Source organism: Parendozoicomonas sp. 2304DJ65-17, from assembly GCF_058148445.1.
The window spans coordinates 420,970-436,381 of record NZ_JBYVJV010000002.1 but is presented as its reverse complement, the minus strand read 5'-3'; the positions used below and the strand labels follow the sequence as shown (position 1 = coordinate 436,381).

General features: G+C 51.0%; 11 protein-coding genes and 2 tRNA genes. 2 read left to right on the top strand and 11 right to left on the bottom strand.

The window, feature by feature from the left end; genetic code table 11:
- Nucleotides 1–97: 97 nt before the first annotated feature.
- Nucleotides 98–2,056 carry a DNA primase gene (gene dnaG / locus ACY2RR_RS06910; protein WP_490107406.1) on the top strand — a complete coding sequence of 653 codons (1,959 nt, stop codon included), beginning with the start codon at nt 98–100 and terminating at the stop codon, nt 2,054–2,056.
- Between the two features lie 275 nt (nt 2,057–2,331).
- Nucleotides 2,332–4,155: an RNA polymerase sigma factor RpoD gene (gene rpoD, locus ACY2RR_RS06905; RefSeq protein WP_490107405.1), complete on the top strand. Its 1,824-nt coding sequence runs from the start codon at nt 2,332–2,334 to the stop codon at nt 4,153–4,155.
- A 269-nt stretch (nt 4,156–4,424) separates the two neighbouring features.
- Here rpoD and pnp read toward each other — a convergent pair whose 3' ends face one another.
- The 11 genes from pnp to tpiA all read right to left on the bottom strand — a co-directional run bounded on the left by pnp (nt 4,425) and on the right by tpiA (nt 15,412).
- Nucleotides 4,425–6,527, bottom strand: a complete 2,103-nt coding sequence (pnp, locus tag ACY2RR_RS06900) for a polyribonucleotide nucleotidyltransferase (RefSeq protein WP_490107404.1) — start codon at nt 6,525–6,527, stop codon at nt 4,425–4,427.
- Nucleotides 6,528–7,010: 483 nt separating this feature from the next.
- Nucleotides 7,011–7,280: a 30S ribosomal protein S15 gene (gene rpsO, locus ACY2RR_RS06895; RefSeq protein ID WP_490107403.1), complete on the bottom strand. Its 270-nt coding sequence runs from the start codon at nt 7,278–7,280 to the stop codon at nt 7,011–7,013.
- Between the two features lie 146 nt (nt 7,281–7,426).
- Nucleotides 7,427–8,365 (bottom strand): tRNA pseudouridine(55) synthase TruB, encoded by a 939-nt coding sequence (gene truB, locus ACY2RR_RS06890; RefSeq protein WP_490107402.1) that lies wholly within the window; start codon nt 8,363–8,365, stop codon nt 7,427–7,429.
- A complete protein-coding gene (rbfA, locus tag ACY2RR_RS06885) occupies nt 8,365–8,757 on the bottom strand; it encodes a 30S ribosome-binding factor RbfA (protein WP_490107401.1) in 393 nt (130 codons plus the stop codon). The genes truB and rbfA overlap by 1 nt, the downstream gene beginning before the upstream one ends.
- A 150-nt stretch (nt 8,758–8,907) precedes the next feature.
- Nucleotides 8,908–11,475 carry a translation initiation factor IF-2 gene (infB, locus tag ACY2RR_RS06880; protein ID WP_490107400.1) on the bottom strand — a complete coding sequence of 856 codons (2,568 nt, stop codon included), beginning with the start codon at nt 11,473–11,475 and terminating at the stop codon, nt 8,908–8,910.
- A 25-nt stretch (nt 11,476–11,500) separates the two neighbouring features.
- Nucleotides 11,501–12,994: a transcription termination factor NusA gene (gene nusA / locus ACY2RR_RS06875; protein WP_490107399.1), complete on the bottom strand. Its 1,494-nt coding sequence runs from the start codon at nt 12,992–12,994 to the stop codon at nt 11,501–11,503.
- Between the two features lie 76 nt (nt 12,995–13,070).
- Nucleotides 13,071–13,685: a ribosome maturation factor RimP gene (rimP, locus tag ACY2RR_RS06870; protein ID WP_490107398.1), complete on the bottom strand. Its 615-nt coding sequence runs from the start codon at nt 13,683–13,685 to the stop codon at nt 13,071–13,073.
- Between the two features lie 179 nt (nt 13,686–13,864).
- A tRNA-Met gene (locus tag ACY2RR_RS06865) sits at nt 13,865–13,941 on the bottom strand.
- A 96-nt stretch (nt 13,942–14,037) separates the two neighbouring features.
- Nucleotides 14,038–14,123 (bottom strand) — tRNA-Leu (locus ACY2RR_RS06860).
- 92 nt (nt 14,124–14,215) lie between these two features.
- Complete coding sequence (secG, locus tag ACY2RR_RS06855; RefSeq protein ID WP_490107397.1) at nt 14,216–14,638, bottom strand: preprotein translocase subunit SecG; 423 nt, start codon at nt 14,636–14,638, stop codon at nt 14,216–14,218.
- Nucleotides 14,639–14,641: 3 nt separating this feature from the next.
- Complete coding sequence (gene tpiA / locus ACY2RR_RS06850; protein ID WP_490107396.1) at nt 14,642–15,412, bottom strand: triose-phosphate isomerase; 771 nt, start codon at nt 15,410–15,412, stop codon at nt 14,642–14,644.

Genomic DNA, 15,412 nt, shown 5'->3' with positions numbered 1-15,412 from the left:
ATCTCCAAACCTTTTTAGCACTTTCCCTCACCTATCACTTCCGTGATACCTTGGGGCAGTAAAACCACATTCCCAATTCGAGCATTTATTCCAGTTTATGGCCGGATTAATTCCACAGAACTTTATTGATGACCTTCTGGCGCGCACCGATATTGTCGATATCATCAGTGAACGTATTACTCTGAAAAAGTCCGGCCGCAACCATCAGGCTCTTTGCCCGTTCCACAAAGAAAAATCCCCATCCTTCTCTGCCAACCAGGAAAAACAGTTCTACTACTGCTTTGGTTGCGGCGCCAGTGGAAATGCCATGGGCTTTGTGATGGATTTCGACCATGTGGATTTTCCAGAGGCCGTTGAAATATTGGCTCGAAGAGCGGGCATGCAAGTTCCCCGGGAAAGCGGTTCCGTACAAAAGCGGGAAAAGTACGACACGCTCTACAAGCTGCTCACCAAAGCTGCAGATTGGTATACGACCCAGCTGAAAAGCCATAACCAGTCTGACGAAGCAGCAAGCTATCTTCAGCGTCGCGGCCTTGATCAAACAACCATTGCTAAGTTCCACTTGGGCTATGCACCGCCCGGATGGGACAACCTGATAAAAGAGCTGGGTAACACACCTGAGCGCCTCCGAGTTCTTCAAGACGCCGGACTTGTTGTCGAGAACGAAGAACGCAAATCAACTTATGATCGTTTCCGCAGCCGTATAATTTTCCCTATTCGGGATCAACGAGGCCGAGTTATAGCCTTTGGCGGGCGAGTACTGGGTGATGACAAACCCAAATACCTCAACTCCCCGGAAACTCCGGTCTTCCATAAAGGCAAAGAACTTTACGGCCTTTATGAAGCCAGACAGGCAAACCGTGATCTTACTCAGATTCTGGTTGTTGAAGGATACATGGACGTTATCGCCCTGGCCCAACAGGGAATAACCAACGCCGTCGCGACTCTAGGTACTGCAACAAGCTCTGACCACCTGACTTACCTGTTCAAGCACACCAGTCAGGTGACCTTCTGTTTTGATGGTGACAACGCTGGCAGGCAAGCTGCGTGGCGGGCACTGGAAAATGCCATTCCGGTTATGGATGACGGCAAGCAGATACGCTTCCTGTTTTTGCCTCAGGGAGAAGACCCTGATTCCATTGTACGCACCGAAGGACCTGATGCATTTCGCGCACGACTGAACGACAAACAGCAGGCACTTCCGTTTGATGATTATTTTTTCCGTCACTTCGAACAGGAAATAGACACCACAACTTTGGATGGTAAGGCTCGGCTTGTTCACAAGGTCACGCCTTTTATCCACAAGCTGCCTGAAGGCTCCTTCAAAAGTCTGATGCTAAAAAAGCTTGGTGAGCTGAGTGATCTTGGCACCGATGCCGTGTCGTCCATTGTCCAATCAAGCCAGCAGACTAGTGCCGCCTACGCTCCAGCACCACAGAGCGCTTCTGCACAGACTACACCTGACCACTACCAAGTAGCCTACCACCAGGAAAGTGCCGAGCCTTACCATGGTGATTTTCAGGAACAATACGATCAGAGTGGTCAACAACAGACTTTCAAAAAGAAAGGTCGCAACAAGTTTCAGAAAGATTTTAAAAACAACAAACAACCGATAGCTGTTCCCACTATCTTATTAAAACCAGCACAGCGCGCCCTCAGACTTCTTTTAGACAGACCTGATCTGGCAACGCTGATCAAACCAGAATCACTGAACAGTAATGATGAAAATGAAGACATCCGGTTTCTTGCGGCATTAACTGAATCCCTACACAGAAACAAAGCAGAGAGCGCCTATGGTGTGCTTGGCAGCTGGTTCGGAACAAGGCTTGGCGAACGCCTCATACAGCTTATGGCAACAGATATGCCCGTTGCGAATGCCGAACATATTCTGGAACAGTGCTTGGAAAATCTGACAACTGAAGTTCAGAGCACAACTTTAAGCGACCGTGAACGTTTAAAGCTTGCAGCCAGTCAAAGCAAGCAAGGATGGCTAGTGAGAAGACAGACAAGTCAACAGGAAAAGAAAAATTCAGAGGAAAATAAAACCAAACACTGATAAAATTTCAAATCCGGGGCTTGAAAAGCAAATATCCAACCCCAATAAACAAAATCAGTCCCAGTGGCGCCGCTCGTTTCAGCGCTACTCAAACAGCCTTATTAGCAAGGCAGCACTGGCATAGGGAAGCCAATGCAATTCTTATCTGGTTTATCTGCCGAACTGCACACTCGGCATATAGCATATAGCAAGCTCTGTACGCTATAATTGACCGCTTACTGTCAAAGCGCCGAGAACATTTCGTTTCGAATGAGTCTCGCTGTTAAAGGGTTGATATGTCCGCAAATTCTCAACAACAATCCCGACTGAAAGAACTCATCAGCCGCGGTAAGGAGCAGGGTTACCTGACCTATGCGGAGGTCAACGATCACCTGCCAGATGATATTTCCGATCCAGAACAGGTCGAAGATATCATCCGCATGATCAATGACATGGGCATTCAGGTCTTCGAAACCGCTCCCGACAGCGATGCGCTCCTTATCGGTGACGACGAAAACTCTACCGACGAAGATGCCGCCGAAGAAGCTGCTGCAGCCCTTGCCGCTGTAGAGCAGGAAGCAGGCCGCACCACCGACCCTGTCCGCATGTACATGCGCGAAATGGGCACCGTAGAGCTGCTGACACGTGAAGGCGAAATTAAAATCGCCAAGCGCATTGAAGAAGGCCAAAAAGAGGTCTTCACAGCCCTTGCCCACTTCCCGGGCACTATTCAGCTTATCCTCAACGATTATTATCGAATTGTTGAAGAAGAAGGTCGCCTGAGCGACCTCTTCACCGGTTACATCGATCCGGAGCCTGAGCCCGTTGAAGCCGAGGCCACCGATGCCATCCCAGAGGATGCTCTGGAAGATGATGACGATGATGACGAGGAAGAAGAAAACACCGGCCCAGATCCCGAAGAAGCTCGTATCCGCTTCGGCGAACTCTTTGAAGCCCACGAGGCTGCTGCTGCAGCTATCGAAACCCATGGCCGCAAGAGCCCTGAAGCCAAAGCCGCTCTGGCAGCTGCCGCGGAACTGTTCGTTGCCATCAAGCTGATACCTCGCGTAACTGACCTGATGATCTTCCGGGTTCGCAACGCACTCGACCAGATTCGCACCAACGAAAAAACCATCATGCAGCTCTGCATTCGTCGCGCCAAGCTACCTCGGAAATCATTCCTGAGCCGCTTCCCTGGCAACGAAAGCAACCTCGAGTGGCTGGATCAACTGTGCGCCGACTTCCCGGATAACGCTACAGGCCTGAAGGTACAGCGAGTTGAAATCCTGAGAGCCCAGCGCAAGCTGAAAGCCGTAGAGGACGACATTGGCCTGCCACTGTCTGACATCAAAGACATTAACCGTCAGATGTCTATCGGTGAAGCTCGTGCACGTCGCGCCAAGAAGGAAATGGTTGAGGCCAACCTCCGTCTGGTTATCTCCATCGCCAAGAAGTACACCAACCGCGGCCTCCAGTTCCTCGACCTGATCCAGGAAGGCAACATCGGCCTGATGAAGGCTGTGGACAAGTTTGAATACCGTCGTGGTTACAAGTTCTCCACCTACGCAACATGGTGGATTCGTCAGGCAATTACCCGCTCTATTGCCGACCAGGCTCGCACCATTCGCATTCCGGTGCACATGATCGAAACGATCAACAAACTGAACCGTATCTCTCGCCAGATGCTGCAGGAAATGGGTCGCGAACCCACACCTGAAGAACTGGCAGAGCGCATGGAAATGCCTGAAGACAAGATTCGCAAGGTACTCAAAATCGCCAAAGAGCCTATCTCTATGGAGACGCCAATTGGTGATGACGAAGACTCCCATCTGGGCGACTTCATTGAAGATACCACAATCCACTCCCCAGTGGACTCTGCAACCTCTGAAGGCCTGCGTGAAGCAACCCGCAGCGTACTGGGTGGCCTGACCGCACGGGAAGCCAAGGTTCTGCGCATGCGTTTTGGTATCGACATGAACACTGACCACACCCTTGAAGAGGTTGGTAAGCAGTTCGACGTTACCCGTGAGCGTATTCGTCAGATTGAGGCGAAGGCTCTGCGCAAGCTTCGCCACCCAACCCGCTCCGACCACCTGCGGAGCTTCCTGGACGAGCAGTAATCTGCAAGTCCAGCCCATAAAAAAAGCACCTCCTGGTGCTTTTTTTATGCATGACATTCAACCAACCACCCTAGATTGGGTTAGCGCAGCGTAACCCAACGCAACACTCTCGTTTTCACGCAATCATTGCGGCTTTCATCCTTGTTGGGTTACGTCACTTCGCGTCTAACCCAACCTGCGCACTACCACTTTATCCACAATCCAGATACAACAAAGGCGACCGAAGTCGCCTTTGTGGGTTTAAAGAAGATTCAAGCTATCAGAAATAATTATTCCTGATCCTGCATGTTAGCCAGCTCTTTAATGCTCAGCTTGATGCGGCCACGGTTATCTACATCCATAACCACAACCTTCACCTTCTGACCTTCAGTCAGGTAGTCGCTGACATTATTCACACGCTCTTCAGCAATCTGAGAGATGTGAACCAGACCATCACGACCAGGCAGAATGTTTACGAATGCACCGAACTCAACGATACGGGCAACAGTACCCTCGTAAATCTTGCCAACTTCAGCTTCAGCGGTAATACCGTGAACCTTGTCGTAAGCCGCCTGACAAACATCTTTGTTTTCGCCGTAGATCTTAACAACACCGTCATCAGCGATATCGATAGAAGCTCCGGTTTCTTCACACAGACCGCGAATGGTTGCACCACCCTTACCGATAACATCACGAATCTTGTCCGGATGAATCTTCAGAGTCATAGTCATTGGTGCATTTTCATTCAGCTCGGTGCGAGGAGTCGCGATAACCTGGTTCATCTGCTCCAGAATGGTCAGACGAGCCTGCATTGCCTGCTCCAGCGCGATTTCCATGATTTCTTCGGTGATACCCTGAATCTTGATATCCATCTGCAGGGCAGTAACACCTTCAGAAGTACCGGCAACCTTAAAGTCCATGTCGCCCAGATGATCTTCATCACCCAGAATATCAGTCAGAACAGCGAAGCGACCATCTTCATCCTTGATCAGACCCATGGCGATACCAGCAACAGGAGCCTTCAGAGGCACGCCAGCATCCATCAGAGCCAGAGAAGTACCACATACGGAAGCCATAGAGCTGGAGCCGTTGGACTCAGTAATCTCAGACACAACACGCAGAGTGTATGGGAACTCTTCTTCATTAGGCAGAAGAGCTGCAACACTGCGGCGAGCCAGACGACCATGACCGATTTCACGGCGACCAACCCCACCCATACGACCACACTCACCTACGGAGTAAGGAGGGAAGTTGTAGTGCAGCATAAATGCATCGCGGCTTTCACCTTCCAGCGCATCGATCAGCTGTGCATCACGGGTTGTCCCCAGAGTGGTGGTTACCATGGCCTGAGTTTCACCACGGGTGAACAGGGCAGAACCGTGAGTCTTTGGCAGAACACCCACTTCGATATGCAGAGGACGAACAGTCTTAGTGTCACGACCATCGATACGAGGGTTGCCATCCAGAATATTGCTACGAACGTGAGCTTTTTCCAGCTTGCCGAACATGCCGGCAACATCACCAGCTGCAAAACCATCTTCGGTAGCCAGCAGCGCAACAGCTTCGTCACGGATTTCGCCCAGAGTGGTGTTACGCACCTGCTTTTCACGGACAGCGTAAGCGTCAGCAATCTTGCCGCCGAAAGCAGCCTGAACAGCATCACGCAGCTCAGTATTTTCCTGAACTGGGTTCCACTCACGCTGAGGCTTACCAGCTTCAGCAGCAAATTCGCCGATAGCGGTAACAGCGGCGCTGTAACCCTCCTGAGCAAACAGTACTGCACCCAGCATTTCGTCTTCAGTTAGCTCTTTGGCTTCAGACTCAACCATCAGTACAGCGTTAGCAGTACCGGCTACAACCATGTCCAGCTCAGATTCCTGCAGCTCTTCATAGCTTGGGTTCAGCAGGTAGCCGCCTTTCTCTTCATTGAAACCAACACGGGCTGCACCGATAGGGCCAGCAAAAGGAATGCCGGAGATAGCCAGAGCCGCGGAAGTAGCGATCATAGCCAGAATGTCTGGATCATTCTTCTTGTCAGTAGACAGAACAGTAATGATGACCTGAACTTCATTCATGTAACCCTTAGGGAACAGAGGACGAATAGGACGGTCGATCAAACGTGAAGTCAGAGTTTCTTTTTCACTTGGACGACCTTCACGCTTCAGGAAGCCACCAGGAATTTTACCAGCCGCGTATGCCTTTTCCTGATAATGAACAGACAGAGGGAAGAAGTCCTGTCCTTCTCTAGCAGAATGCGCACCAACAACAGTGGCCAGAACAACCACCTCACCCATGGTTGCCAGTACAGCACCATCAGCCTGACGGGCAACCCGGCCAGTTTCCAAAGTAACCCGCTGGTTACCAATTTCAAAAGTCTTAGTTACAGGTTTCACGATTATTTCCTTTCAACATTTCATCGTACCTGACCGACTACGCAACTTTCATAACGGATATTTTCACAACAAAAAAAATCTCCGCATTGATTGGGATGCAATCCACAGAGCGGCCTTCGTAACTTTAAGCCGTTCCCACCACCCTCTGGATTGCACCCTGATTTACAAGTCCGTGATCAGTCAGTCAAATAAGAGAAAACAGCCCCCATGGCTATCATTCCCTTCGCACCGGACAGAGAGCATGCTATCCATCGCGGCTCTTAACTTGTTACTCATCCAACAAACAGCATGAATAACATAAAACTGTTATAACAAAACACCGCTGCCATTAACCCAAAAGGTTTCCGGAAGCGGTGTTAAGCCGTTCATATCTCCCACTTTTGAAAGCAGTTGATACAAACAAGCCGAAGACCATGCAGCCTTCGGCATTGAATCGCCCAACTCACCGAACAACGCCGGCGAAAAGAAACGATACCAAGAGTCTTAGCGACGCAGGCCCAGGCTCTTGATGATAGCGCGGTAGCGCTCAACGTCTTTCTTCTTCAGGTAGTCCAGTTGGCTACGACGCTGGTTTACCATGCGGATCAGACCACGACGGGAGTGGTGATCGTGGATGTGAGCCTTGAAGTGAGACTGCAGACCTTCAATGTTAGCGGTCAGCAGAGCAACCTGAACCTCAGGGGAACCAGTGTCGTTCTCGCCACGGCCGTACTTAGCAACGATCTCAGCTTTTTGCTCTACAGTCAGAGACATTTTGTAACTCCAATCAATAATATGCATTGAACATGGGGATAGCCGCGCATATTAACAGCCACCCTGAGCACACCGGAGAGAATATCTCTCACGGCAAAAGCGGTATTCTAAACCCATATTCCGGATTATTCACCCCGGAATTGCGATCAGTTGTCGCGGTTAGCCACTAAACGGCGTGGCGCAACCAGACCATCATCCTGAATCTCACCGATACCCAGGAAAATATTGGGAGCACCCTCTACCTGACGGTAGATACGCACAAAACCGGAAGTTGGTGCCCGCGACACCTGCACAGACTGCCCTTGAGTTAGGTAAAAACTACTGGATTCACCCAGCATAACGGCTGGCCAGTGACTTACAGCAGAATCCTGTTCCAACAGCAGATTATCCAGCGCTGCATGGCCACCACCTTCACGAACCTCTTCCAGAGATTCAATGGTATGGGACTGAACCTCTTCATAAGGGCCTGCCTTCAAACGGCGAAGTTCTGCAACATGAGCACCACAGCCCAGCATTTCACCGATATCTTCAACCAGGCTACGAATGTACGTACCCTTGCTGCAATCAACTTCCAGAACCATTTCATCACCACGGAACTCGAGGAGAGTCAGCCGGTAAATATTCACCTTGCGGGACTTACGCTCAATCTCAATACCTTCACGGGCGTATTGGTACAACGGCTTACCATTGTGCTTAATCGCCGAGAACATAGAAGGAACCTGCTCAATAGGCCCTCGAAACTTGGCAAGCACCGGCTCCAGGTCGGATTCGGTTACGGCCACAGGACGCTCAGAAACAATCTCACCTTCTGCATCACCAGTGTTGGTGCGAATACCAAGTTTGGCCGTTGTCCGGTAGCTCTTATCAGAGTCCAGCAGGTATTGAGACAACTTCGTTGCCTCACCCAGACACACTGGCAGAACACCTGTTGCCAGAGGGTCAAGACTACCTGTATGGCCAGCCTTGGCTGCACCATAGAGTCTTTTAACCTGCTGAAGAACTTCGTTGGATGAGGCACCAATTGGCTTATCAACAACCACAATACCGCTGACCAGACGGCCGCGGAAACGTCTGCGTCGTGACATTAACGACTCTCCTCATCATCCTTCACATTGCTTTCATCTTCCGTGCGTGCCTCATCAATAAGAGAGGACAAACGGCGACCACGAACCAGGCTTTCGTCATAACGAAAGCGCAGCTGAGGCGTGAAACGCATGCGCATACGGTGAGCCAGCTCAGTTCTGAGAAAGCCCGCCGCTTCAGTCAATACTTCAACAGCTTCGTTAATAGCTTCCGGACCTTCAATACCCAGAAACGTCACGTGAGCGGTAGCAAAAGACATATCCCGACTCACATCAACCCCGCTCACAGTAACCATACCGAGACGGGGATCCTTCATTTCCAGCTGCAGAATAGTCGCCAGCTCACGCTGAATCTGATCACCTACACGCTGGGTTCTACTGAATTCTTTTGGCATAGCTTCATTCTTTTAGAAAAGCTCTTCCAGAAGAACTTGGATCTTCTACAAAAGAGCTTGCACCTTGGGGCACAACAAAAAAGGCGCGCGGTGACGTTTAACCGCCATGTCCCGCACGCCTTCCTGTTCTATGAAAAGAACACGGGGTGATTACAGAGTCCGCTGAACCTCAACAGACTTGTACACCTCGATCTTGTCGCCAACTTTGACGTCATTGTAGTTCTTAACACCGATACCACATTCGTAGCCGGTGCGAACTTCATTCACATCATCCTTGAAGCGACGCAGAGACTCGAGCTCACCTTCATAGATAACAACATCTTCACGCAGCACGCGGATGCGCTCACTACGGAACATGGTACCTTCGATAACCATACAGCCGGCAACCGCACCGATCTTAGGTGCACGGAATACATCACGCACTTCCGCAGTACCCACGATCTGCTCACGGAACTCAGCCTTAAGCATACCGGTCAGAGCCTGTTTCACGTCGTCGATGATGTCGTAGATTACGCTGTAGTAGCGCAGGTCCAGACCTTCACCCTCAACGATGCGACGAGCAGCAGCATCGGCACGAACGTTAAAGCCAACAACGATAGCGTTAGAAGCCAGGGCCAGGTTAGCGTCGGTTTCGGTGATACCCCCTACGCCGCCAAAGATAACCTTAACATCCACTTCGTCGTTACCCTGCTCATGCAGCGCAGCGGTAATAGCTTCCAAGGAACCACGTACGTCGGTCTTCAGTACAACCTTCAGAGTACGCTTTTCTTCGGAACCCATGTCCTTGAACATGTTCTCCAGCTTGGCAGCCTGCTGACGAGCCAGCTTAACCTCACGGAACTTGCCCTGACGGAACATGGCAATTTCACGAGCCTTACGCTCATCCTGTACGGCCAGCATTTCGTCACCAGCATCAGGAGTACCGTCCAGACCGAGGATCTCAACCGGAATAGAAGGGCCAGCAGTATCAGTCGGCTTACCGTTTTCGTCCAGCATCGCACGGATACGACCGTACTGCTGACCAACCAGAACGTTGTCGCCTTTATTCAGGGTACCGGACTGAACCAATACAGAGGCAACAGGGCCACGACCTTTGTCCAGACGTGATTCGATAACCACACCCTTCGCAGGACCTTCAGCTACAGCCTTCAGCTCAAGCAGTTCAGCTTGCAGCAGAACGGATTCCAGCAGTTCGTCGATACCCTGACCAGAGTGGGCAGAAACATTGACGAACTGGGTATCACCACCCCAGTCTTCCGGAATAACTTCACGGGCAGACAGTTCATTCTTAACGCGATCTGGATCCGCAGATTCCTTATCGCACTTGTTCACTGCAACAACCAGAGGCACGCCAGCGTCTTTCGCGTGCTGAACAGCTTCCTCAGTCTGAGGCATTACACCATCATCCGCAGCAACAACCAGAATTACGATATCGGTCGCCTTTGCACCACGTGCACGCATCGCGGTAAACGCCGCGTGTCCTGGAGTATCCAGGAAGGTGATCATGCCGCGCTTGGTGGTTACGTGGTAAGCACCAATATGCTGAGTAATACCGCCCGCTTCGCCAGACTGAACCTTAGCCTTACGGATGTAGTCCAGCAGGGAAGTTTTACCGTGGTCAACGTGACCCATTACGGTAACAACCGGCGCACGGGAAACTTCGTCACCAGTACCTACAGCTACTGCATCTTCCAGAGAGTCTTCCAGAGCGTCTGCGTTAACCAGCTTAACCTTGTGACCCATCTCTTCTACCACGATGGCAGCAGTATCCTGGTCGATTACCTGGTTAATGGTCACCATGGTGCCCAGCTTGAACATGTACTTGATAACTTCGGCGGCTTTAACAGCCATCTTGTTAGCAAGCTCACCAACAGTAATGGTTTCGGGAATTGCAACTTCACGAACTACTGCGGCTGTTGGCTTGGTAAAGCCATGCTGCTCCAGCTCTTTAGACTTGAACGGCTTACGGGACAGCGGCTTGTTACGGGAGTTGCGATCATCACGACCACCACGCCCCTTACCACGACGACGACCATCTTCGCTCTTACGATCGACAGGCTCACCGCCTTTCTTCTTGGCAGGAGCACGACGACGACGACGGTCATCATCACTTGGAGGTGGTGGAGGCGCGTCAGCACCAGGAGCAGCCGCAGCCTGTGGAGCCGGACGACGATCGTCGGAACGTGGCGCTGAACGACGATCATCACCGCGACCACCGGTACGAGAGCCTCGATTGTCATCGGACTTACGGCGGGAGCCTTCTTTACGACGAGAGTCATCTTCATCACGACGCACTTTGTCGCGACGACGATCTGCAGACACCTTGTCGTCTTTCTTGGTGCGATCGCCTTCGCGACGCTTCTTCGCTTCAGCTTCGAGTTCAGCCTTTGCGTCTTCTTTCACGTAGGTACGCTTTTTGCGAACTTCTACGTTTACAATCTTGTTCTTGCCGCCGCCTGCGACTTTCATCTGGCTAACGGTCTTACGCTTCAGGGTAACCTGCTTTGGCTCAGGATCTGCCGGAACAGAAACTTTAGCATCGCTGCTGTTACCGCCATTAGAACGACGCAGGTGGGCCAGCAGCGCTGACTTCTCTGCATCAGACACAGGCTGATCACCCTTTTTGTGGGGCAAGCCTGCATCACTCATCTGCTTGAGCAAGCGCTCAACCGGAGCTCCGACCACCTCGGCAAGTTGTGATACCGTTACATCTGCCATAAAACTTCTCCTCTCAGTGGCCAGCTCAGTTCTCTTCTCCGAACCAGCAGATATTCCGCGCCTTCATAATCAACTCTGCAGCTTGCTCAGAGTTCAGGCCTTCAATACCTTCCAGCTCGTCAGTAGCCTGCTCTGCCAGATCTTCCAAGGTTTTCACTCCCTTGGCAGCCAGCTCGTAAGCCAGCTCTTCACTCAATCCTTCCAGACCCAGCAGATCTTCAGCAGGCTGTGCACCTTCCAGTCGCTCTTCTTTGGCAATTGCCTGAGTCAGCAGACGATCCTTGGCACGCTGGCGCAGCTCGTTGACCACTTCATCATCAAAACCGTCGATTCCAATCATTTCCTCAACTGGAACGTAGGCAACCTCTTCCAGAGTTGTGAAACCTTCACCAACCAGAGTTCGGGCCAGATCAATATCAACATCCAGATGTTCGACAAACACCTGCGCCTGACGATCAGATTCCTGAAGCTGTTTGGCTTCAGCATCTTCTTCAGTCATAACGTTCAGGTTCCAGCCAGTCAGCTCACTTGCCAGGCGAACGTTTTGTCCACCACGACCAATAGCCTGGGCCAGGTTATCTTCCGCAACGGCCAAATCCATGCTGTGGCTGTCTTCATCCACAATGATGGATGCCACTTCAGCAGGCTGCATTGCATTAATTACGAACTGAACAGGGTTGTCATCCCAAAGAACGATATCAACACGCTCATTACCCAGCTCGTTGGAAACGGCCTGCACACGAGAACCACGCATACCAACACAGGCACCAACCGGGTCGATACGACCATCGTTGGTTTTCACTGCAATCTTGGCGCGTGAACCCGGATCACGGGCAGCCGCTCTGATCTCAATAACTTCTTCCGCAATTTCTGGCACTTCAAGGCGGAACAGCTCGATCAGCATTTCCGGACAAGTCCGGCTCATCATCAGCTGTGGGCCGCGATTCTCTTCAGAAACGGATTGCAGCAACGCACGCACGTGGGTGCTCATGCGGAAAGTTTCGCGGGGAATAGTCTGATCTTTGCGCAGAACAGCTTCCGCGTTGTTTCCAAGATCAACAATCAGGGTGTCACGGTTCACCTTTTTAATGGTGCCGTTAACCAGATCGCCCAGCTTATCGCGGTAAGAGTCCACCATCTGGCGACGCTCTGCTTCGCGAACTTTCTGAACAATAACCTGCTTTGCAGTCTGGGCGGCGATACGTCCAAAAGCGATAGACTCTACCGGCTCTTCCCAAACGTCACCAATTTCCAGGCTTTCATCTTTCTCTTTACCCTCATCAAGGGTGAAGTGTGCACCTGGAATTTCAAAATCTTCGTCAGCTACGATAGTCCAGCGGCGGAACGTGTCATAATCACCGGTTGCCCGATCAATCGCGACGCGGATATCCACTTCGGTTTCGTAACGTTTTTTCGTTGCCGTCGCCAGGGCAGTCTCAATCGCCTCGAATATTACATCGGGCGGTACTCCCTTTTCGTTGGAGACGGATTCAACGACCAACAGAATTTCTTTGCTCATGCTCTGCCTCGCGTATCGTTAAACCGGTTCTTCCCTTTCGGACCCGCTCCTGAAGGTATCCCCTCTCAGGCAGGCATCAGAACTGCGGTATCACATTCGCTTTTTCGATGGAGTCAAAGGGGAAAAGGTATTCGTGATCATCACAAACAACAACCACCTCATCGTTTTCCACACCCTGAATCACTCCCCGGTACTTACGTCGCCCCTCGAAAGGAACCCGCAAGCGCATATTGACCTGATTACCTGCCAGGTCTACATACTGCTCCAGTGTGAACAGCGGACGATCAAGACCCGGTGATGACACTTCAAGAGTATATTCACCAGCTATTGGGTCTTCGACATCAAGAACAGCACTGAACTGACGACTTACGGCTTCGCAGTCTTCCAGCCCTATACCACTCTCCTTGTCTATAAACACCCGCAACTGTGTTTGCCTGCCCTGTGAAACGAACTCAATACCCCAGAGCACGCATCCCAGCGACTTCACTATGGGTTCAACAAGCTCGTTCAGTACTTCCAGCTTGCCTGCCACTAAACACGCCCTCGCACTCACGACAAAAGCTGCTACACGACGCTTCTCACGTAACAGCAATAAAAAATGGGCTAAAAAGCCCATCCTCGACTGACACCCCAGATGACCTGCGCCAGCCGGTGGTACCCATGTAAAACCAACATCACTCGGCTTTGCCAAGTCTGCCGGTTTATCAATACATGTTCAGATATTCCATTCAGGATAACCTGAAATCCGATCAATCTCCGATCAAATTACTAACTTACCAGTTATTCTGGCTTGCTATAAGATCGAGCAGCCACTTTTGGCTTTTCGCATCATAGCAAAAAGCCCCTACATCGAGGGGCTTTTCTTAAAATTGGTAGCGGGGGCCAGATTTGAACTGACGACCTTCGGGTTATGAGCCCGACGAGCTACCAGGCTGCTCCACCCCGCACCAAAACTCTAAAATCCTGTTACCAAAACCTGTAAATCAAATAACTCATTCACACTTCAGTAACTTAGAGTTCATACACTGAACTCTACTGAAAACTGGTGCCGAAGGCGGGACTTGAACCCGCACGTCCATAGGACACCACCCCCTCAAGATGGCGTGTCTACCAATTCCACCACTTCGGCTTCAAATACTGCTTCTGCTTTGAACTACTCACCAGCTTCCACTAACCATTTCATAATGCCAGGCTTTCGAGTCCTGTCATCATCGTCAGCATCTACTCTTTTGGAGCATCTCCCTCAGAAGACGCGGCAGAGTCTATCACAGGAGTTTCAGAAGAATCTACTGTAAAATCACCAACTTCCGGAACATCAGAAGAAGCAGCCGGAACCTCCTGATCAACAGGTGCAGAAACTTCCTGAGTAGCTTCTGGCAATCCCAGAACACCACTACCAGTCAGCACTTCAGCCTTATCTTTAGCTACTATAGCCAGGGCAATACTGGTTACAAAGAACACAGTTGCCAGAATAGCTGTGGTGCGAGACAGGAAGTTACCGGAACCAGAGCTGCCAAAGACAGTCTGAGATGCACCGGAGCCAAAAGACGCACCAGTGTCCGCCCCCTTACCCTGTTGCAACATAACCAGGCCAATCAGGCCCAAAGCCACTAAAACATGAACAATTAGAATTACTGTTTCCATTCTTTAATCCGCAGCACGACAGATAGAGAGAAAGTCCTGTACGCTCAGAGACGCACCACCCACAAGGCCACCATCAACGTCCGGCCCGGCAAAAATTTCTGCCGCATTTGAACCTTTTACGCTGCCACCATATAGAATCCGGGTACGAGTTGCCATATCTGCATCGTGCTCAACCAACAATTGACGGATAGCAGCATGCACCTCCTGAGCCTGCTCAGGAGTAGCTGTCAGGCCAGTACCAATCGCCCATACAGGCTCATAGGCAATAACCAGCTTTTCCAGAGCCGCCGCATCAACGTGATCGAGAACAGCTTTTACTTGCCGGGATACGACTTCCATGGTTTTATCAGCTTCACGCTCTTCCAGCGTTTCACCAACACACAATACAGGAATAAGGCCAGCCTTACCTGCACGTTCAACCTTGGCAGCAACATCAGCATCAGTTTCCCCATACAGGGAACGACGCTCAGAGTGACCAGCAAGAACCATAGTACAGGAAAAATCCTGCGCCATAGCTACAGAAATCTCACCGGTAAAAGCACCTTTTTCCTCGGTGCAGATATTCTGCAACCCCCAGGAGATGGTGGACGAGGTCAGCACATCTGCCACCTGCTGAACATAGATAGAAGGAGGAAATACAGCGACATCAACCTTATCTGTCAGCTTTTCTTGACCAGTCTGGGCAATTCCGGAATTCAACCCACCCAACAGCGCCGACACTGATTCACGGGATCCGTTCATTTTCCAGTTACCGGCAACAAGCGGCTTACGCAT

What these genes read in the sequence shown, in the direction of transcription:
- dnaG (WP_490107406.1), top strand. Translation starts at nt 98, where the DNA reads ATGGCCGGATTAATTCCACAGAACTTTATTGATGACCTTCTGGCGCGC.
- rpoD (WP_490107405.1), top strand. Translation starts at nt 2,332, where the DNA reads ATGTCCGCAAATTCTCAACAACAATCCCGACTGAAAGAACTCATCAGC.
- rpsO (WP_490107403.1), bottom strand. Translation starts at nt 7,280, where the DNA reads ATGTCTCTGACTGTAGAGCAAAAAGCTGAGATCGTTGCTAAGTACGGC.
- truB (WP_490107402.1), bottom strand. Translation starts at nt 8,365, where the DNA reads ATGTCACGACGCAGACGTTTCCGCGGCCGTCTGGTCAGCGGTATTGTG.
- rbfA (WP_490107401.1), bottom strand. Translation starts at nt 8,757, where the DNA reads ATGCCAAAAGAATTCAGTAGAACCCAGCGTGTAGGTGATCAGATTCAG.
- infB (WP_490107400.1), bottom strand. Translation starts at nt 11,475, where the DNA reads ATGGCAGATGTAACGGTATCACAACTTGCCGAGGTGGTCGGAGCTCCG.
- nusA (WP_490107399.1), bottom strand. Translation starts at nt 12,994, where the DNA reads ATGAGCAAAGAAATTCTGTTGGTCGTTGAATCCGTCTCCAACGAAAAG.
- secG (WP_490107397.1), bottom strand. Translation starts at nt 14,638, where the DNA reads ATGGAAACAGTAATTCTAATTGTTCATGTTTTAGTGGCTTTGGGCCTG.
- tpiA (WP_490107396.1), bottom strand. Translation starts at nt 15,412, where the DNA reads ATGCGTAAGCCGCTTGTTGCCGGTAACTGGAAAATGAACGGATCCCGT.